This window comes from uncultured Aurantimicrobium sp. (genome assembly GCF_936931525.1).
Taxonomy (GTDB): Bacteria; Actinomycetota; Actinomycetes; order Actinomycetales; family Microbacteriaceae; genus Aurantimicrobium.
Genome location: NZ_CAKZII010000046.1, coordinates 1 through 19,921, shown reverse-complemented (window position 1 = coordinate 19,921; position 19,921 = coordinate 1). Strand labels below are relative to the sequence as shown.

At 50.9% G+C, this 19,921-nt stretch carries 18 protein-coding genes; all 18 read right to left on the bottom strand.

The annotated features are described in order from the left end of the window. Positions 1-35: 35 nt before the first annotated feature. Entirely contained in the window at positions 36-4,598 is a 4,563-nt protein-coding gene (gltB, locus tag Q0362_RS02370) for a glutamate synthase large subunit (protein WP_298119377.1), read from the bottom strand. A 176-nt stretch (positions 4,599-4,774) separates the two neighbouring features. After that, positions 4,775-5,629, bottom strand: coding sequence for a prolipoprotein diacylglyceryl transferase (lgt, locus tag Q0362_RS02365; RefSeq protein ID WP_298119379.1), 855 nt, complete (start codon positions 5,627-5,629; stop codon positions 4,775-4,777). A 40-nt stretch (positions 5,630-5,669) separates the two neighbouring features. Continuing rightward, positions 5,670-6,437 carry a tryptophan synthase subunit alpha gene (gene trpA / locus Q0362_RS02360; protein ID WP_298119375.1) on the bottom strand — a complete coding sequence of 256 codons (768 nt, stop codon included), beginning with the start codon at positions 6,435-6,437 and terminating at the stop codon, positions 5,670-5,672. Beyond that, positions 6,434-7,639: a tryptophan synthase subunit beta gene (trpB, locus tag Q0362_RS02355; protein ID WP_298119373.1), complete on the bottom strand. Its 1,206-nt coding sequence runs from the start codon at positions 7,637-7,639 to the stop codon at positions 6,434-6,436. The genes trpA and trpB overlap by 4 nt, the downstream gene beginning before the upstream one ends. Further along, complete coding sequence (gene trpC / locus Q0362_RS02350) at positions 7,640-8,410, bottom strand: indole-3-glycerol phosphate synthase TrpC (protein ID WP_298119370.1); 771 nt, start codon at positions 8,408-8,410, stop codon at positions 7,640-7,642. It lies immediately after the preceding gene. Continuing rightward, entirely contained in the window at positions 8,411-8,647 is a 237-nt protein-coding gene (locus Q0362_RS02345) for a DUF6704 family protein (protein ID WP_298119368.1), read from the bottom strand. A gap of 35 nt (positions 8,648-8,682) precedes the next feature. Further along, positions 8,683-9,321, bottom strand: coding sequence for a Trp biosynthesis-associated membrane protein (locus Q0362_RS02340; protein ID WP_298119366.1), 639 nt, complete (start codon positions 9,319-9,321; stop codon positions 8,683-8,685). A 2-nt stretch (positions 9,322-9,323) separates the two neighbouring features. Beyond that, on the bottom strand, positions 9,324-10,850 hold the full coding sequence (locus Q0362_RS02335; RefSeq protein WP_298119364.1) for an anthranilate synthase component I: 1,527 nt from the start codon (positions 10,848-10,850) through the stop codon (positions 9,324-9,326). Further along, a complete protein-coding gene (gene hisI, locus Q0362_RS02330) occupies positions 10,850-11,221 on the bottom strand; it encodes a phosphoribosyl-AMP cyclohydrolase (protein WP_298119362.1) in 372 nt (123 codons plus the stop codon). The genes Q0362_RS02335 and hisI overlap by 1 nt, the downstream gene beginning before the upstream one ends. Then, a complete protein-coding gene (gene hisF, locus Q0362_RS02325) occupies positions 11,222-11,983 on the bottom strand; it encodes an imidazole glycerol phosphate synthase subunit HisF (RefSeq protein WP_298119360.1) in 762 nt (253 codons plus the stop codon). 2 nt (positions 11,984-11,985) lie between these two features. Continuing rightward, the gene (hisG, locus tag Q0362_RS02320) at positions 11,986-12,825 is read right to left on the bottom strand and encodes an ATP phosphoribosyltransferase (protein WP_298119357.1); all 840 of its coding nucleotides are present in this window, start codon (positions 12,823-12,825) and stop codon (positions 11,986-11,988) included. Between the two features lie 40 nt (positions 12,826-12,865). After that, a complete protein-coding gene (locus Q0362_RS02315; protein ID WP_298119354.1) occupies positions 12,866-13,129 on the bottom strand; it encodes a phosphoribosyl-ATP diphosphatase in 264 nt (87 codons plus the stop codon). 23 nt (positions 13,130-13,152) lie between these two features. Then, positions 13,153-13,818, bottom strand: a complete 666-nt coding sequence (gene rpe / locus Q0362_RS02310) for a ribulose-phosphate 3-epimerase (RefSeq protein WP_298119352.1) — start codon at positions 13,816-13,818, stop codon at positions 13,153-13,155. 9 nt (positions 13,819-13,827) lie between these two features. Next, positions 13,828-15,237, bottom strand: a complete 1,410-nt coding sequence (locus tag Q0362_RS02305) for an RsmB/NOP family class I SAM-dependent RNA methyltransferase (RefSeq protein WP_298119350.1) — start codon at positions 15,235-15,237, stop codon at positions 13,828-13,830. Further along, on the bottom strand, positions 15,234-16,148 hold the full coding sequence (gene fmt, locus Q0362_RS02300; protein WP_298119347.1) for a methionyl-tRNA formyltransferase: 915 nt from the start codon (positions 16,146-16,148) through the stop codon (positions 15,234-15,236). The genes Q0362_RS02305 and fmt overlap by 4 nt, the downstream gene beginning before the upstream one ends. Positions 16,149-16,174: 26 nt before the next feature. Continuing rightward, positions 16,175-18,097, bottom strand: coding sequence for a primosomal protein N' (locus Q0362_RS02295; RefSeq protein WP_298119345.1), 1,923 nt, complete (start codon positions 18,095-18,097; stop codon positions 16,175-16,177). 36 nt (positions 18,098-18,133) lie between these two features. Next, positions 18,134-19,297, bottom strand: coding sequence for a methionine adenosyltransferase (gene metK / locus Q0362_RS02290; RefSeq protein ID WP_298119343.1), 1,164 nt, complete (start codon positions 19,295-19,297; stop codon positions 18,134-18,136). A 46-nt stretch (positions 19,298-19,343) separates the two neighbouring features. After that, a partial coding sequence (locus Q0362_RS02285) for a phosphopantothenoylcysteine decarboxylase (protein ID WP_298119341.1) occupies positions 19,344-19,921 on the bottom strand: 578 nt, incomplete at its 5' end.

Here is a 19,921-nt window from a genome sequence, read left to right as displayed (position 1 = left end):
CTTCACGTTGACGTGTGTTCAAGAAACCTTTGGGATCAGCCACCGGTCACCTCCATGATTTTCTTCCAGGTTGCATCCCCGTCGGGATCAATACCTGCATTCTCTGCATCCTGACGAACCTGAAGCACAGCCGCATAATCACGAGGCACAACCTTGGTGAAGTCAGCGACGCTCTTGTCAAAGTTCTTCAAGAGTTCGACAGCTCGAGGAGAACCAGTTTCTGCATGGTGAGACTCAAGAATGTCCTTGAGGATTTCTGCGTCTGCGCTCCCAAGTTTCTCCAAACGAAGCTCTCCTGAATTCAGAGAATCAGCGTTGACCTTGTTGGAATCAAGGGCGTGGATGTAAGCAATACCGCCGGACATACCAGCGCCCAGGTTGCGACCTGTGGTACCGAGGATGACAGCAAGACCACCAGTCATGTATTCAAGTGCGTGGTCTCCCACACCTTCGGCAACAGCAGTAGCACCCGAGTTACGAACGAGGAATCGCTCACCTACAAGGCCACTGATGAAGATAGAGCCACTTGTTGCGCCATAACCAATGACGTTTCCAGCAATAACATTTTCTTCTGGCGCAAACTTCGATGAAGGGGACGGCTTCACGACGATGGAGCCACCGGATAGACCCTTACCGACATAGTCGTTTGAATCACCGATAAGTCGCAGCGTGATTCCAGCAGGAACAAATGCACCAAATGACTGGCCGGCAGTACCGGTCAGGGTGATGTCAATTGTTCCGATCGGAAGAGCATCTTGCCCAAACTTCTTGGTGAGTTCGTGCCCAAGCATGGTGCCTACAGCACGTTCGGTGTTGCGAATAGGAAGCTCAATTGAAACAGGCTTTCCATCAGCTAAAGCAGAGCGAGACAAGTTGATCAGCTCATTGTCAAAGTGCTCTGACAGTTCGTGATCTTGAGAACGTGCACGGATGCGTGGTTCATCTGCCAAGAACTTAGGTCCGACCAAGATTGGTTCAAGATCAAGACCTTCAGACTTCCAGTGCTCTACCGCATCGTTCACATTGAGAAGGTCGTTACGCCCAATGATCTCGTCCAAGCTGCGATAACCAAGCTCTGCAAGGTATTCCCGGACCTCTTGCGCAATGAATTCGAAGAAATTCACCACGAATTCAGGCTTCCCAGTGAAGCGGGCCCGAAGCTCAGGGTTTTGGGTCGCAACACCTACTGGGCACGTGTCGAGGTGGCACACGCGCATCATGATGCAACCAGAGACCACCAAAGGCGCTGTAGCAAAGCCAAATTCTTCAGCACCGAGAAGAGCGGCAACGATAACGTCACGACCCGTCTTGAGTTGACCGTCAACTTGCACAGATACACGATCACGCATTCCGTTGAGCATGAGGGTTTGCTGTGCTTCGGCAAGGCCCAACTCCCACGGAGTTCCCGCGTGCTTCAACGAGTTAAGAGGGCTCGCTCCGGTTCCACCATCATGACCAGAAATCAAAATGACGTCGGCAAGAGCCTTGGACACACCAGCTGCAACTGCACCGATTCCAGACTGGCTCACCAACTTCACGTGAACGCGAGCGGCAGGGTTTGCGCGCTTGACGTCAAAAATGAGTTGCTTGAGGTCTTCAATGGAATAAATGTCGTGGTGAGGTGGTGGAGAAATGAGTCCAACACCTGCAGTTGCGTGACGGGTGCGAGCAATCCAGGGGTAAACCTTGTTGTTCGGAAGCTGGCCACCTTCACCAGGCTTAGCACCTTGAGCCATCTTGATTTGAATGTCGTCAGCGTGAGTCAAGTACATGCTTGTCACGCCAAAACGACCTGACGCCACCTGCTTGATTGCGGAACGACGAGTGGGGTCAAGAAGACGTGCAACGTCTTCACCGCCCTCACCCGTGTTGCTCTTTGCGCCGATGGAGTTCATCGCAATAGCAAGAGTTTCATGTGCTTCAGGCGAAATAGAACCGTAGCTCATTGCACCGGTGGAGAATCGCTTCACAATCGACTCGACGGATTCAACCTCGTCGAGAGGCACGGCGTTGCGCTTGCCTGTTTCCAGAGTGAAAAGTCCACGCAAGGTCATCAAATCACGCGTTTGATCATCGACGAGCTTGGTGTATTCACGGAAGGTATCAAATCGACGCTCACGAGTGGAGTGCTGCAACTTGAACACAGTTTCAGGGTTGAACAAGTGCGGTGCGCCGTCACGACGCCATTGGAACTCTCCACCAGTGGTGAGACGCTCTGTAGTGAGCGGTGCACCGTCTGAAGGATACGCAGAAGCGTGACGAGAGAGGTTTTCAGCTGCGATCACACCGATGCCTACTCCCCCAAGCTTGCTGTTTGTACCAGTGAAATACTGGTCAACAAACTCCTGAGAAAGACCAACAGCTTCAAAAGTCTGAGCACCGGTGTATGAGGAGACGGTAGAAATACCCATCTTCGACATCACCTTGAGAACACCCTTACCAAGAGCCTTGATTACGTTCTTCGTGGCCTTCTCTGTGGTCACACCGGTGATGAACTCGTCACGGACGAGTTGTTCACAGGTCTCCATTGCGAGATATGGGTTGACTGCGGATGCACCATATCCAAGAAGGACTGCTACGTGGTGAACCTCACGAACATCACCAGCTTCAACAACAATGCCAACCTTGGTGCGGTTTTCTGTACGAATGAGGTGGTGGTGCACCGTAGAGACCATCATCAAAGAGGGAATGGGCGCCATGTCGGAGTTTGAATCACGATCGGAGAGAACAATGAACTTGATTCCCTGCGAAATTGCTTCATCAACTTCTTCACAGAGTTGCGCTAGGCGCTTCTCCATTGCGCGTGGACCCTTGTTGACCTTGTAGAGACCTTTGAGCTTGATGCCTTCACGAGCACCGCTCTTGCCACGAATGTGGAGAACCTTAGCCAACTGATCATTGTCGATAACGGGGAAATCTAGAACAACCTGTTCGGTGTGCTCAGGGCCTGCGGCAAGGAGGTTTCGCTCTGGACCAAGTCCAAGCTTCAAGCTCGTGACCACTTCTTCGCGGATGGAATCCAATGGTGGGTTCGTCACCTGCGCGAACTGCTGAACGAAGTAATCGAACAGCAAACGAGGACGTGAAGAAAGAACGGCGATAGGAGTATCAGTACCCATTGCGCCAAGTGGCTCAGCGCCAGTTTTTGCCATGGGCGCAAGCATGATGCGAAGTTCTTCTTCGGTATATCCGAAGGTTCGTTGACGACGCACTACCGAGGAACGAGTGTGAGCGATGTGCTCTCGCTCTGGAAGCTCTTCGAGGTCAATGCGAGACTGGTCAATCCATTCCTGCCAAGGACCGGATGCGGCAAGTTCAGACTTAATTTCATCATCAGAAATAATTCGCCCAGCTACAGTGTCGACGAGAAGCATCTTTCCTGGCTGAAGGCGTCCTTTTTGAACAACCTTTGCAGGGTCAACGTCGTAGACACCAATTTCTGAACCAACGACGATAAGACCGTCATCGGTAACAAGGTAACGTCCTGGACGAAGGCCATTGCGGTCCAATGTCGCTCCGACAAGAGAGCCGTCAGTGAAGCAGATAGCTGCAGGACCATCCCATGGTTCCATCAAGGAAGAGTGATATTCGTAGAACGCGCGTCGAGTGGGTTCCATATCTGGCTGGTTTTCCCAAGCCTCTGGAACCATCATCATGATGGCGTGTGGAAGTGGGCGACCAGCAAGCGTGAGAAGTTCAACAACTTCATCGAAAGAGGCACTGTCAGATGCACCTGGAGTACAAATCGGAAGAAGATCCTTGAGGTCGCCAAGAATCTCGGATTCCAGCTGAGACTGGCGTGCCCGCATCCAGTTGCGGTTTCCCTGAACCGTGTTGATTTCACCGTTGTGGCAGATGAAACGGAACGGGTGAGCTAGTGGCCACGATGGGAAGGTGTTGGTGGAATAACGCGAGTGAACCAGTGCCAGAGTAGACGCGAAACGTGCATCGCTGAGGTCTGGATAAAAAGGCTCAAGCTGGAGAGTGGTAACCATTCCCTTATAAACAAGGGTTCGAGAAGACAGTGACGCGAAATATATTTCGCATTCGCGTTCTACACGCTTACGGAGGCGGTAAACCAATCGATCTAGTTCGATTCCCGAAAGATCGCCAGAGAGCGAAGTAACGAAAGCTTGTTCTATAGCTGGCATAGCCTCACGAGCTAGCTTTCCGAGGTTCTCGGGAGCGGTGGGAACAACGCGCCAGCCGAGGACGGAGAGACCCTCGCTGTGAGCAATCTCTGCAAAACGAGCTTGAATAGCAGCACGATCGGCGTCCTTGAGCGGAAGGAATGCATTTCCTACGGCATAAGAACCCGACTGAGGCAGGGCAAAATCGACGACGTCACGCAGGAAGGCGTCTGGAATCTGAGTCAAAATACCGGCCCCATCACCAGTACCAGCATCAGATCCGACAGCACCACGGTGCTCGAGGTTACGCAATGAGCTCAGCGCGACATCAATAATGTCGTGTCCAGGGATCCCACGAAGAGTTGCAACCATGGCAAGGCCACAGGCGTCTTTCTCTAGGGCTGGGTCATAGAGACCTTGGGCAGCGGGTGCCAAAGAAAAGCGCTGATAGGGAGTCGCTAGAGACATGGAACCCTCCTCTCGAACCGTTAATCGGGAGGGACGACGTTGGCCCTGAAGTCATCTGGAAAATGGAACACTGGAGCTTGTCACTCGTACTGTACTTCTGGGCCGCTTGTGGCGGATGAAGCGATCAAGTTAGGTCCTTGACGGGGGCTTCCTTGCCCGGATCCGTTTGAAATAACTTACTTCTCCAACTTTACAGTAGGACCGCCCTCTACATAGACACTGAGCTCCTTGCCGGGGTGGCGACGGTTCTGAATGATAATGATGGCGATGCCTACAGCGACAGCTAGTAATGCTGCCCAGACATTGGTACGAATAGCGAGGAAAGTCTCACTGGAGTCAAGGCGATATGTTTCGAATACCGAGCGGCCAATGCCATACCAGATGAGGTAAACGCCGAAAGCCTTACCCCAACGCAAGTACAACTTGCGTTCCAGTACGACAATGACAATAGCTCCGAGAACATTCCAGAGAATTTCATAGAGGAACATGGGGTGAAACAGCGTTCCTTCAGGCAAACCTGCCGGAAAAGCAGGATTTGTCGATTCGATTTCAAGACCCCACGGAAGTGTGGTGGGTTGACCGAAAAGCTCGTGGTTGAAGTAATTGCCCAAACGTCCCGTTGCTTGTGCAATCAACATGGCAGGGGCTAACGCATCAGCGAAAGACCAGAAACGAATACCTGTCTGCTTACACCCGATCCAGGCACCCACAGCACCGCCGAGGAGGGAGCCAAAAATGGCGTTGCCACCTTCCCAGATGTAGAAGACCTTGAACAGGTCTGCTCCTTCATAGAAGTAATCTGCGGGGTGAGTGAAGACGTGGTAAAAACGTGCACCAATGATTCCGAGCGGGACTGCCCACAGGATGATGTCAAGAACGACTCCACGTTCTGCACCGCGCTTGGAAAGACGAGTATCGGTAATCCAGGTGGCGAGAGCAATTCCAACCAGAATGCACAACGCATAAATGTGTACGCGAAGTGGTCCAAGATCGAAATATTGGATATCTGGGCTGGGAATACTGGTAATCAGATGCACAGTGTCAGCTTAGGCGGAGCAGATGAAAGAGGGACTACTTCCCCATGGCGAGTTCGCTTGCCACGGTGCGAAGAGACTCAATGCCGCCGTCGTTAAGGGCTTTGACAAGAGCTGAACCGACAATTGCTCCGTCACCGTAAGCCAGAACTTCGTGAACCTGAGTTCCATTTGAAATACCCACACCAACTCCTACATGGGTGGCTCCCACGGAACGCAGACGGGCAACCAAGGATTGAGCTGCCACATCCACATCTTGGCGAGCACCTGTGATTCCCATCGTAGAGACGGCATAAACGAAGCCTCTGCTCAGTTTCACTGCTTGCGCAAGACGCTCATCAGTTGACGATGGTGCGGCAAGGAACACCCGGTCCAGGTCATACTTTTCTGCGGCAGCAAGCCATTCAGATGCTTCATCTGGAATGAGGTCGGGGGTAATGAGCCCCGCTCCACCAGCCTGAGAAAGATCAGATGCAAACTTGTCCACTCCATACTGAATGACAGGATTGAAGTAGGTCATCAGTAACACAGGAATGTCTACTCGAGCAGTGATTTGCTTCACAGCGTCAATTGCCTGTGGAAGCTTGAAGCCATTAGCGAGTGCAACTTGTGTTGCTTCTTGAATGACCAAACCATCCATAACAGGGTCTGAATAGGGAACTCCCAGTTCAAGGATGTCGACTCCGCTCTCGACGAGCGCTACAGCAGCCTCAATACTTTCTTCGAGGGTGGGGAATCCCACAGGAAGGTACCCAATAAGAACCTTGCCTTTAGAAGTGATGGCAGCTTCTACCTTGGAGCTCATGCTGCTCCCCCATCGAGAATGCCAAAGTACTTCGCAGCGGTTTCCATATCCTTATCGCCACGACCAGAGTTATTGACCAAGATGATGGCATCTGGACCGAGTTCTTTGCCTAGTTGCAATGCACCAGCTAATCCATGTGCTGTTTCGATAGCAGGAATAATTCCTTCGGTGCGAGCAAGGAGGCGAAGGGTGTCCATCGCTTCCGCATCGGTGATGGGGCGGTAATGTGCGCGACCAATGTCATTGAGCCATGAGTGTTCGGGGCCGACACCTGGATAATCCAGACCAGCAGAAATCGAATGGGATTCGATGGTCTGACCATCTTCGTCTTGAAGCATGTACGAACGCGCTCCGTGCAAGACACCGGGGCGACCCTTTGTGATCGTTGCCGCATGTTCAGGGGTATCAACACCACGACCAGCAGCTTCAAAGCCATAGAGACCTACCGAGGGGTCGTCGAGGAAGGCATGGAAGATACCAATGGCGTTAGAGCCGCCGCCAACACATGCAGCGACCGCAGTGGGTAGTTGACCGGTGATTTCAAGCATCTGTTCACGTGCTTCTTCACCGATGATCTTGTGGAAATCGCGAACCATGACTGGGAATGGATGAGGCCCTGCAACGGTGCCCAACAGATAGTGGGTGTTATCTACATTTGCTACCCAGTCCCGGAGTGCTTCATTAATGGCGTCTTTAAGTGTGCGGGAGCCAGTCGTAACAGGAATTACGGTTGCCCCTAACAAACGCATACGTGCAACGTTGAGCGCCTGACGTTCAGTGTCCACTTCTCCCATGTACACAACACACTCAAGACCAAAAAGTGCTGCTGCCGTTGCGCTAGCAACACCGTGCTGACCAGCGCCGGTCTCAGCAATGATTCTGGTTTTGCCTAGACGCTTGGCAAGAAGTGCCTGTCCTAGAACGTTGTTGATTTTGTGGCTTCCAGTGTGGTTCAAGTCTTCGCGCTTGAGGAAGATTCGTGCACCACCTGCGTGCTCTGCAAAACGAGGCACTTCAGTAATGATCGAGGGACGCCCTGTGTATGTGCGATGTAGCTCTGCAAGTTCTTTTTGGAACCCTGGATCTTGCTTAGCAAGTTCATAGGCAGCAGAGAGCTCGTCAAGAGCAGCAATGAGCGATTCGGGAACAAAACGTCCACCGTATTCACCGAAGTAGGGGCCGAGTTCGTCGCGAAGAGCCATTTATACCGCCAGGAAGGATTGGAGGGTTGCTGCGGGATCTGAGGTGACAAGAGCTTCACCTACGAGAACAACATCAGCACCTGCGTCTCTATAGTGCTGAACGTCCGTTGCGTTTCTTACTGCTGATTCTGCCACCTTGATGACACCTTCAGGAATTTCACTAACCAATGAACCAAATAGTTCTCGATCAAGTTCAAAGGTGCTCAAGTTTCGTGCGTTGACGCCAAGCAACTTGGCATCGATGTCTAGCGCTCGATGGAGTTCCTCACGTGAATGAGTTTCAACCAAGACAGTCAAACCTAAAGACAAAGCAAAATCATTGAGTTCAGCGAGAAGTGGCTGTTCTAGAGCAGCAACGATAAGAAGAACTACATCTGCACCAGCAGCACGGGCTTCTAAGATTTGATACTTCTCAGCAATGAAGTCTTTACGGAGAACAGGCACAGAGACTTCGGCGCGGACAGCACGAAGATCATCAAGTGTTCCTTTGAACTTACGACCCTCTGTGAGAACGCTGATGGTTGATGCACCATTTGCAGCGTAAGACCTGGCTAATGCAGCAGGGTCAGAAATTGCAGCCAAATCACCACGAGATGGGCTAGCGCGCTTGACTTCAGCAATGACCTTGATGTGCTCTGCAGGAGCTAGAAAACGCAAAGCATCAAGGGCTGGAGTTTGAGCTAATGCAGCAGCTTCAACCTCAGCGTAGGAAACAAACTCTCGACGTGCAGCTGCGTCCGCGAGGGCACCAGCTGTCAGGTCGGACAGCATTTAGTAGTGGTGTGGCTTAGGGGTGAACTTGGGACCGTTCACGCCGTAGCCAAGCTTTGCCAGAAGGAAACCGAGTCCCCAACCAACGAAAACACCGACTGCGGAAACCCAGACAAGCCATTCAATAGCGAGAACGAATGCTGCAGTTCCGATAGCGAAAAAGACAAGCATGGTGATGACAGCAGTCCATGCTGCGGGCGAGTGGCCCTCTCCTGGATCAACGATGTCGTTGCTCATGACACTCCTCAGTGCGAAAAACTTCTAATGAAACTCTAGTTGATAGTCGGGTCTGTTCCGTGGCTCAACGAGTCCCAGGCATCAATATTTTCTGAAGAAGTATCAACATTTGTAGCTGTTGTAGTGGAAGAAACTCCCCGTGAGGAAGGTTCAGCGTTTGTTTGAGTCACTCTGTCAAACTTTCGGCTACCGGTACCCCACTTACCTGCGGTAAAGAACACGACAATCCCCACGGGCATCAACAAGATGCCAGCAACGGCTGTCATTCCAGGCCACACCGTGGCAGTTGAAGAAATAACAAACGTTTTCAACGTCTCAACATCAGCAATAGCGCTCAAGGAAGTCAGTTGTGAAGCAGATGCAAGAACTGGATCTGACCAAGCAGAAACACTCACCGAGACCACAGCAAGACCAATTACAACTAGGAGAACACCAAGAATTCGTCGAATAAGTATTGACGACAAGGCAAGCGCAGCAGTCACAGCGAAACCAGCAAGTCCAAACGCGCTCAAGCCAGGTGCCGCAACTTGACCCGATACTTCGAGACCATCAGGGTTTTCCGTGGGAAACGTCACGGCTAGAAGGAACCATGGCTGAGACCAGCCAATAAGCACCAATGCCGAGAACACAAAAGAAGCAGTGAGCGAATACGTCTTGAACTTCCGATAGTTCACAATCAGACCTTCTTCAATGCATTCGCGATGGCGACGGCGCGAAGCGGTGCAGCTGCTTTGTTTTGCGTCTCGAGATATTCGGTTTCTGGAACTGAGTCCATCACAAGACCTGCTCCGGCTTGAACGTATGCCGTGTTGTCCTTGAGCACTACGGTTCGAATGGCGATAGCAAGGTCAGCGTCACCAGCGAAGTCGAAGTAACCTACGACTCCCCCATAAACACCACGTTGCGCGGGTTCTAACGAATCAATAATTTCGAGTGCGCGTGGTTTTGGCGCACCGCTGAGTGTTCCTGCGGGGAAGGTTGCTCGAAATACATCAACTGGTCCCCTATCTGGAGAAAGATTTCCCTCAACAGAACTCACGATGTGCATGATGTGAGAGAAACGTTCCACTCTCATAAATTCCGTCACTTCAACGGAACCGGCATCACACACCCGAAGTAAGTCGTTACGTGCAAGATCCACCAACATGAGATGTTCGGAGCGTTCTTTTTCATCAGCGAGAAGATCTGTTTCGAGCTCTAAATCTTCTTCAGGGTTAGCGCCACGGGGTCTGGAACCAGCAATGGGGTGAGTAAAGACTCGTCCAGAAGAGACCTTGACCAATGCCTCCGGGCTGGATCCCACAATGGCGTAAGGGTTTCCATCAACCGTTTCGAGAGTGAGTAAATACATATACGGGCTTGGATTCAAGCTCCGCAAAACTCGATATACATCTTCCGGCGAAGCTTCGTTGGAGGCATCAAAACGCTGAGAAATCACAACTTGAAACACATCACCTGCGACGATGTGCTTTTGTGACGTGACCACGGAGTCAAGGAAGTCCTGTTTTGGTGTCCTCAACTGGGGCTCTGCTGAGGTGTCTAGATCGATGTAGGCCAAACCAACCGGACCAGGAATGGAGAGGTTGCGTTGCAAGTCATCAAGACGATTCTGTGCTTCCGCATAAAGCGCTTGGGTTTCAGCATCGTTTTCTTGAATGAGCACATTCGAAATTAACGTCACTGTTCCGAATTTATGATCAAGAACGATTACTTCACGGGCAAAACTCAAAGCTTGACGTGGGACAGAGAAGTCAGCTGGAGGCGCAGCGGGAAGATTTTCGAGTTCTCGAATAGCTTCCCAGCCGATGAAACCAACTAAGGCACCAGTGAGCGGAGGCATTCCCTCAATATGTGGAGTTTTCCAGCGACGGTAGAGGGCATCCAATGCAGTCAGCCCTGTGGGAGGAATGGGGCCACCAAAAGCCTGGTCGACACTCAGGCCAAAGTCTTGCCAGGTTGGGACACCGTCATGATCGGTGAGCACTCCAAAGCTGGAAACTCCCACAAAAGAGAACCGTGACCAAATGCCACCCTGTTCTGCGGATTCGAGAAGAAATGAACCTGGAACACCAGAGGCAAGTTTGCGGTAAATACTGATCGGGGATTCTGCATCAGCAAAAAGAGAGCGGGTAATGGGGATGACTTTATGTCCCTCAGAAACCAACTGGGAAAAGTCTTCTGTAGTCGTGTCGCGAGAGGCCATTACTTCCCCTGACCCAAAACTGAAGAATCAACAGAAGTGAGTGCTTCAACGTCATAATCTTCAAAACAGGTGCGAGAGCCCGTGTGACAGGCAGCACCAATCTGTTCCACACCAATGAGTAAAGTGTCTGCATCACAATCGTGGTGAACACTTCTTACAAATTGAGCATGTCCACTGGTGTCTCCCTTGCGCCAATATTCTTGGCGGGAACGGGACCAGAAAGTAACGCGACCCTCTTCGAGTGTTCGACGCACAGCTTCTGCGTTCATATACCCCAGCATGAGAACGTCTTTGCTCTCAGAATCTTGAATGATTGCGGGAATCAGTCCATTGGCGTCATATTTCAGCAAGGAAGGGTTGAAAGTACTCATCTATCGCACCTCAAACCCATCTTCTCGAAGAGAATCTTTTACTTCACTAATAGTGACAGCTTTTGAATGGAAAATGCTCGCCGCTAAGGCCGCGTCAGCTCCAGCAGAAATTGCTGGCGAGAAATCTTGTGCAGAACCAGCACCACCGCTGGCAATAACTGGAACAGAACTAATTGCTTTGATCGCGGAAATCAGTTCAAGATCAAAGCCATCTTTGGTGCCGTCTGCATCAATTGAGTTGACGAGCAATTCCCCAACACCGCGGTTGATAGCTTCACTGGCCCACTCCAGAGCATCTATGTCAGTGAGTTCACGACCACCGTGAGTTGTGACAACAAATCCAGATTTTGTTGTTGCTGATCGAGTGATATCTAAAGAAAGGACTAAAACTTGTGCCCCATATCGTGAAGAAATTTCATCGATCAAACGAGGTCGCTGGATTGCTGCACTATTGACGCCGACTTTGTCAGCACCATGGGCAAGCAATTGTGCAACATCTTCGACGGAACGAATGCCGCCACCGACAGTCAAGGGGATAAAGACTGCATCTGCTGTTCGGGCAACAACATCAAACATGGTGGAGCGGTTCTCCACCGTTGCCTTCACATCGAGAAAAGTGATCTCGTCAGCACCTTGCTCGTAGTAATAACGAGCAAGTTCTACAGGGTCGCCCTGATCTTTCAGATTGAGGAAATTGACACCTTTGACCACCCGACCATCAGCTACATCGAGGCAGGGAATGATGCGTATAGCGACAGACATGACTACAGGCGTGCAGCGTGAATTGCCGAAACCAAGATGGCGCGGGCTCCAAGGTCATAGAGCTTATCCATCACGTCGTTGCGATCAGCACGGGGAACCATAACCCGAACAGCGACCCATTCTGGATCGTGAAGTGGGCTTACTGTAGGTGACTCGATACCAGGAGCTATTGCACAGGCAGCGTCTAAGAATTTCTTAGGAACGTCATAATCCATGAGGACATACTGCTTCGCAACAAGCACACCTTGAAGTCGGCGCATGAGAGTGGTGATGCCGTCAATCTTTTCATCACGACTAATCAACACAGCTGTTGACTGCAGGATGACAGGACCAAAAATATCGAGCCCAGCTTTACGCAAAGTTGAACCAGTGGAAACAACATCTGCCACAGCATCTGCCACGCCTAGACGAACTGCCGATTCAACTGCGCCATCAAGCTTGACGAGCTGGGACTGAACACCAGCTTGAGCTAGGAAAGTACCGACAAGACCTGGGTAGCTCGTTGCCACACGCTTGCCAGCAAGATCTGAGAGATCCGAGAATGAACCCGCGGGACCTGCGAAACGGAACGTGGAATCCCCGAACGAGAGTTCGGCAATTTCTTTAGCCTCAGAGTGAGAATCAAGAAGGAGATCGCGTCCCGTAATTCCGACGTCAAGAGCACCAGAACCAACATAGGTTGCGATGTCGCGAGGACGAAGATAAAAGAATTCAACGCCGTTTCGAGTGTCTGAATAGTGCAGATCACGGGGATCTTTACGGCCGGTGTATCCGGCTTCATAAAGCATTTCTGCTGAGATTTCGGCTAGAGAGCCTTTGTTGGGAACTGCTACGCGCAACATTGATATAAACCTTTAGTGAAGTGGGAAAGAATCGAAGCGATTAGAGATGATGGTTAACCTCGTCGAGCGAGATTCCCTTCGCAATCATCAAAACCTGCACGTGATAAAGCAGTTGTGAAATTTCTTCGGCAGCAGCTTCTTTTGATTCATATTCTGCAGCCATCCAGACTTCTGCTGCCTCTTCTACGATTTTTTTGCCAATAGCGTGAACGCCAGCATCGAGTTCAGCCACGGTACGGGAACCTTCTGGGCGTTCGACAGATTTGGCTGTCAGTTCAGCAAACAGGGAATCAAATGATTTCACCCCTTAAGGCTACCCTGCTTGAACTAGTGATGATGCGCAGTGTGGGCGGCTAAGCGCAGGCCAGCGATAGCGTCTTCTGGATTTCCAGAGTTATAAACGCTCGATCCAGCCACGAAAGTATCAGCACCAGCTTCTGCTGCGATCACGATGGTATCTAGGGTGATGCCTCCATCAACCTGAAGCCACACATCAAGCCCCGCCTTTTTACGCGCAACTTCGAGAGCGTGCAGCTTTGGCATCACCTCTGGAATGAATGATTGTCCACCGAAACCTGGCTCAACTGTCATCACAAGAATCTGATCAAACTCTGGCAGAAGATCCAGATAGGGCTCGATAGCTGTACCAGGTTTGACTGCCAAACCAGCTCGCGCACCAATTTCTCTCAAACGGCGGGCAACAGCCACGGGATCATCGGTCGATTCCGCATGAAAAGTTACGGAGTAAGCACCTAATTCTGCATAGCCGGGAGCCCATCTCTCAGGGTTTTCAATCATGAGATGGACATCGAGCGGAATTGGTGAAACGTCTTGGATTCGGCCCACCATTTGTGGACCAAATGTCAGGTTAGGAACAAAGTGGTTGTCCATTACATCCACGTGCGCAAGGTCAGCTGTGGCAATAGTGCCTAAATCCCTCTCCATATTGACAAAATCAGCGGAAAGGATGCTGGGGTTGATCCGAATTGCCATGGTGTCAGCTTATTCTGACTTCGTTAACAGTGAGATAAACATCGCATCAGTCCCGTGACGATGTGGCCAGAGTTGAACTGAAAGGGAATCTCCCGCAATATCCATCGGAAGCATTGCGACATTTGCCAGTGCTGCTTTCGAATCGAGTTCTTTCAGATGAGGATTCTTACGCAATGCACCTTCAACAACGCCCCGAGTTTCAGCTAAATGTGGCGAGCAGGTGACGTATGCAAGGACTCCCCCAGGCTTCAACGCCTGAATAGCGCTAGCCAGTAGTTGGGCTTGTAGGCCCGTCAGATCTCCTACATCCTTGGGAGACTTACGCCATCTAGCTTCAGGACGTCGACGAAGAGCCCCTAAACCCGTACACGGCGCATCGAGCAGGATGCGATCGAAAGTATTGGGTTGTTGTTGGCCAATTTCAACCCCGTCGCCGGTAACAACCTTCACATCAGGCAAGATGGAAAGCGCCTGTCGCACCAAGTCAGCGCGTCCTGGAATAACTTCATTTGCCGTGAGAGTCGCACCGTCAACTGCTGCTTCAGCAGCAAGAAGTGCCGCCTTTCCACCTGGTCCAGCACACATATCAAGCCATTGTTCACCTGCACGAACGTCATGGTGTCGAGAAAGAACGAGCGCAGCTAACTGTGAACCTTCATCCTGTACACGAACAACTCCCTCTCGAACTCGAGCAAAACGTGTTGGGTCTCCCCCTGTGATCAATGACATTCCCATGGGTGAATACGCAGTTGGTTCACCCTCAACATCATCATTAGTGTCTACGAAACCGGGAAGCTCAACCAATGTGACGCGTGGATTCACGTTGTCGCTCGCCAGGAGAGCTTCTAACTCATCTCCTCTTCCCTCAGCCTCCAAACTGAGTTTGAGTGATCGAACGATCCACACCGGATGAGAATAAAGGGCAGCAAGTCGTTCTTCGTTGTTCGAAATATCTTTGGTGATGAAATCTTGCCAGTCTTCTAAGTCGTGACGACTTACCCTTCGAAGTACGGCATTAACGAATCCCACGGCCCCTAAGGAAGCCATGTGTTCGGCTAAATTCACACTTTCATCAACAGCAGCGTGCTGAGCAACCCTCATGTTGAGAAGTTGATGAACTCCCATTCGAAGAATGTTCAAAACGACGAGGTCAATCGTGTCAATATCTCTGGCTGCAGCATTAGCGATAACACGGTCATAAAAACCTTGCATACGCAATGTTCCATAAGTTAACTCTGTAGCTAGACCAGCATCATTCGAGCTCAGACCACATTCCTTGATCTTTGCTGGCAACGCAAGGTTTGCGTAGGCATCGTCCTCATCAACTGCCATCAACACCTCAAACGCAACGAGTCGCGAAGGAGTTATCGGTCTGGACCTTCTGGGTCCTTTATTGTGGGATTTCTTTTCGTTAGTCACGAAACCTTCACTACTTCCTGACGCAAACCACGGAACCAATCCATGGCAGACATTGCTTGCTTACCAGCGGGCTGGATTCTATGCAGCTCGAGAGATCCAGAATTGCACCCCAGAATCAATTGTTTGCCAACAACACATATTTGAAATGCGGGAATGTTTATTTCAGCTCCCAGTTTGGCCTCGAGGACTTTGAGTCGTTCATCTCCCACCACAACAAACGCTCCAGGCTCGGGTGTTACGCCCCTGAATTGGTTATACACCTCAGAAGAATTCTTGCTGAGATCTAGATGTCCATCCTCTAGGTGAAGTTTGCGGGCATAACTAGAAACACCCTGCTGAACTCGTGAGGTGGCTGTTCCAGATTCTAAGGACGAGATGACGTCAACAACTTGCTTCGCGCCAAGAATCGAAAGCCGTGAAAGTAGTTCACCACTAGTTTCATCAGGATTTATGTCCCATTGGCGGACATCAAAAACGTCACCAGCATCAAGCTCTTTCACAAGTTGAAAGACGGAAGAACCGGCTACATCTGCTCCTGAAATCACCTGCCATTGAACAGGTGCGGCGCCCCGCCAGGACGGCAAAGTTGAGAAGTGAAGATTGATCCACCCCAAATCAAGAGAATCGAGAGTGTCTTGAGGCAAGAGAGCACCATAGGCGACAACAACACCCAGATCCGCTGTGAATGAGTCGAGTTCTGATTGCACGGCCTCATCAATGCGATTGGCATAAATGACCGGCACGTTTCTTTCTAGTGCAAGCTGAGCTACAGGCGAAGGCGTGAGAATCCTCTTGCGCCCTTGAGGCGCATCTGGCCTGGTGAGAACTGCAACAACTTCGAAAGAGCTCTCAAGAAGGGCGTGGAGTGTGGGAACCGCAGCTTCTGGGGTGCCAGCGAAAATAATCTTCACAACACCAACCTCACGAAAAAGAACATTTAGAGCGAATCAATATCTGGATCGTCGAAACGCACTCTCAGTCTAAGCACACGCGCAGGACGCTCAGATGAGACTGGCGGCTTTTTGGAACGGGTTGCAGAGGTAATAACAGCAGCACGAAGGTGCGAAGCAAGTTTCTCTCCGTCTTTATATTCAAAAAAGACGAGAGCTCGACCAGATCCATCAGCTTGGCCAACTGGTCCGAGAACTCGATGACCTGCCAGTGCTGGAAGTTCATCACAAGTAGTGCGAACTGTTTCAGTTGGCCCTGAGATAGAGACCACACGAACGGCTGGAGGAAGATGAAGCGCTATCCGATCAGCGAGCTCATGAGCAGCCCAACGAACCTGTGCTGACTCGAGAAGGGTTTGCCCTAGGGCAGCACCTGCACCGTTGATGTATACGGTCGCATCTGGGCGGGCTAAAGCAATGGTGTTACTCCAATTGCGCAGAACATCTTCATCAACTCGGAATGCTTCACGACCACGTAGTCGTTCTCCATCCAGCAACAAGATTGCCGCATAACCACCTTCGGCAACTGGCTCTGCACCTGGGGTGGCGACAATAACCGCTGGAGTAGCAGGGACTGAAGTGATGATGTGGTTTCCATCAGCGACGACAACCTTCACACCGGGAAATGCTCGCCCAATCTCATCAGATGTACGTTCTGTTCCAGCAGCAATAGGACGTAATTGCTTTCCGCCGCATTCTTTACACGACCACGAAGTGTTCATGTTTCCACACCATCGACAACTCGGTAAGGAATTTTTATGAACCAATTGCAATGGACCGAAACAAGATAAGCAACTTGCACGCTCCTTGCACTCGCTGCACACCAGCGCTGGAGAAAAGCCTGGGCTTGCCACTTGAACCAATACGGGACCTTGTTCAAGCGCTTTCTTTGCACCTAGCCACGCAGCACTAGGGATTCGGGAAGGGGAAGTGCCCTCTTCAAGATGAGCATCTGTAAGCACAACAACCGGCTGAACAACCTCTCGAACAGGCGCTTCGCTGAGAAAACCGATTTCCACTAAGCGTTGTGTTTCTAGAGATCGAGTGTGAGCAGCAAAAACGAGGGCGCACCCAGAAAGAGACTGGCGGACTAGGGCAATATCACGGGCATGAGCGTATGGGGCTAGAGGTTCTTCAAAATTGTGGTCACCATCATCCCACAGCATGAGCAGGCCTAAGTTGTGGGCAGGTGCCAGGGTCGCAGATCTGTTTCCCAAAATGATGAGTGGCTCTTCAGAGAGAGAACGAAGATAGTTGAGGTATCTCTCCTGGCCAGTGAGCTTGGCGTCAACCCTCACATAGTGGTCACCCAAACCAGAGGAAATCAACTCCTGTTCAACGTTGTCGATATCCCTGAAGTCAGGAACGACTATCACGGTGCTCTTGCCTTGAGAAAGAAGTTCTCCCGCTAAAGAAATGAAGAGTTGAACCCAATTTGATGAAGTGTTTTGGGAGTTGAGATTCAGCCGAGGTGGAACTTTGACTGCCGTTCGAGAGCCTGATGACATGACAAGGTCTGAGAACTCTTCTGGCCTATGTGGCACAACTCCAGCAAATGGACGTGTTTCTTTTTCAGATGCAAGAAAAGCCTTTTCCGCTCGCACATAACGAGCAGGCATAGCCAGACGGATAACGTCCATGGCAGAGCCTGCCTGACGATCTGCTACTTTGCGAGCAAGTACCAGTGTTTCTGGCTGTAGGAGTGGAACAGAAGCGATGACCTTCTCGACGTATTGCAGTTCTCCGGGGTATTCCTGCTTGTCGCTAACTTCAGCTACATACGCATCTGAAAAGCGAGCCCCACCTCGCAACGGAACAGAAACCTTCGAGCCAACGAGTATTTGGCCTTGAAGAGCTTCAGGAATTCGGTATTCGAAAACGTGGTCAAGCTGAGGTAGAGGCGTGTCCAACAACACGCTGACAAACCCAGGATATGGGTTCACGTATTACAGACCTGCCGAACGGCGAAGATCTTCGACCTTGTCTAGCTTTTCCCAAGTGAAATCAGGAAGCTCCCTGCCGAAGTGTCCATATGCTGCTGTCTGGCGATAAATCGGACGGAGCAAATCAAGCTCTCGAATGATTCCTGCAGGGCTCAAATCAAAGTTGTCACGAATGGATTTGATGATGAGTGCATCATCAACCTTTCCTGTGCCGAAAGTCTCAACATAAAGACCTACTGGCTGTGCAACTCCGATTGCATAGGCAATCTGTACTTCAAGTTTTTCTGCAAAACCTGCTGCAACGGCGTTCTTAGCGACGTGGCGCAGTGCATAAGCGGCTGAACGGTCAACCTTCGAAGGGTCTTTACCTGAAAATGCTCCACCACCGTGACGGCTAGCACCACCGTAAGTGTCCACGATGATCTTGCGACCAGTGAGACCAGCATCTCCCTTGGGGCCCCCGATTTCAAACTTTCCCATGGGATTGACCATAAAGTTTGTGTCAGCTGAGCTGAAACCAGCATCTGAGAGCACAGGGCGAATGATGTGTTCAATAACATCCGCGCGCAGGCTCTCTAATGAGGCATCTGCCTGTGGTGCGTGTTGAGTTGACACGACAACAGTTTCAATCGAACGAGGAATAATTCCTTCATAACCAACAGTGACCTGAGTCTTACCGTCGGGTCGAAGATAGGCGAGCTGGCCGCTCTTGCGGGCTTCGGTTAAACGTTCTGCAATACGGTGTGACAGATAGATCGGCAACGGCATGAGCTGCGCCGTCTCTGTGGTGGCGTAGCCAAACATGATGCCTTGGTCGCCAGCACCTTGTTCTTCTTGACCGAAAACGAGGTTCGCAATGTCAGGTGACTGTTGACCGATAGATACTGAAACGCCACAGCTATCACCATCAAAACCAATGTCTGATGAGGTGTAGCCGATGTCTTTCACTACGTTGCGCACGATCTCGGGGATCTCTGCATAACCTTCAGTTGTCACTTCACCGGCAACGTGGACCAAACCGGTAGTGACGAGGGTTTCAACAGCAACACGGCTGCCTTTATCTTGATCGAGCAAATTGTCCAGAATGCTGTCAGAAATCTGGTCACAAATTTTGTCAGGGTGACCTTCAGTTACAGATTCGGAAGTAAATAGTCGTAAAGCGCTCATGGCGATTAGTCCTCTCGTACGTAGACGTTGGATTGTGCCACGCGTATTACGCGTTCTGGAATGGCGATGTTGCGATGCAATCGAGAATAGTGTCCGCAACGGACAGTTTTGAACCGGTTGCAGTATTCAGAATATCGCCACCGGCAGCCAACACTGTGACTGAGTTACGTTCTGTTCCAAAACCTTGTTCCCAACCAACCTGATTGATAATCAAGAGATCACAACCCTTACGGGCAAGTTTGTCCTGACCGATTCGAATCAGTTCGTCTTCTGTGGCGGTTTCTGCTGCAAAACCAACAATGAGTTGCTCCGTTTGTTTAGTCGAAGCCAACTCTTTGAGAATGTCCGGGTTTTCTACGAGGGTGAGATGGAGCTCTCCCCCGTTATCCGCCTTCTTCAACTTTGAGCCGGAGACAGATTCCATGCGATAGTCAGAAACTGCTGCGGCCATGATGACAATGTCAAAATCTGGTGAGTGTGACATAACTGCACTGTGCATCTCTGCAGCGCTGGAAACTGAGACGAAAGTAGCGCCAGCCGGAGGAGGAACCTCGAGATGAGCAGCGATGAGCGTGACTTCAGCACCGCGCTGAAAAGCACGTTGAGCTAAAGCAACCGCTTGTC

Excerpts from the sequence above, each read along its gene's own strand:
- gltB (WP_298119377.1), bottom strand. The coding sequence starts at position 4,598 with ATGTCTCTAGCGACTCCCTATCAGCGCTTTTCTTTGGCACCCGCTGCC.
- trpA (WP_298119375.1), bottom strand. The coding sequence starts at position 6,437 with ATGAGCTCCAAGGTAGAAGCTGCCATCACTTCTAAAGGCAAGGTTCTT.
- trpB (WP_298119373.1), bottom strand. The coding sequence starts at position 7,639 with ATGGCTCTTCGCGACGAACTCGGCCCCTACTTCGGTGAATACGGTGGA.
- trpC (WP_298119370.1), bottom strand. The coding sequence starts at position 8,410 with ATGCTGTCCGACCTGACAGCTGGTGCCCTCGCGGACGCAGCTGCACGT.
- Q0362_RS02345 (WP_298119368.1), bottom strand. The coding sequence starts at position 8,647 with ATGAGCAACGACATCGTTGATCCAGGAGAGGGCCACTCGCCCGCAGCA.
- Q0362_RS02335 (WP_298119364.1), bottom strand. The coding sequence starts at position 10,850 with ATGGCCTCTCGCGACACGACTACAGAAGACTTTTCCCAGTTGGTTTCT.
- hisI (WP_298119362.1), bottom strand. The coding sequence starts at position 11,221 with ATGAGTACTTTCAACCCTTCCTTGCTGAAATATGACGCCAATGGACTG.
- hisF (WP_298119360.1), bottom strand. The coding sequence starts at position 11,983 with ATGTCTGTCGCTATACGCATCATTCCCTGCCTCGATGTAGCTGATGGT.
- hisG (WP_298119357.1), bottom strand. The coding sequence starts at position 12,825 with ATGTTGCGCGTAGCAGTTCCCAACAAAGGCTCTCTAGCCGAAATCTCA.
- rpe (WP_298119352.1), bottom strand. The coding sequence starts at position 13,818 with ATGGCAATTCGGATCAACCCCAGCATCCTTTCCGCTGATTTTGTCAAT.
- metK (WP_298119343.1), bottom strand. The coding sequence starts at position 19,297 with ATGAGCGCTTTACGACTATTTACTTCCGAATCTGTAACTGAAGGTCAC.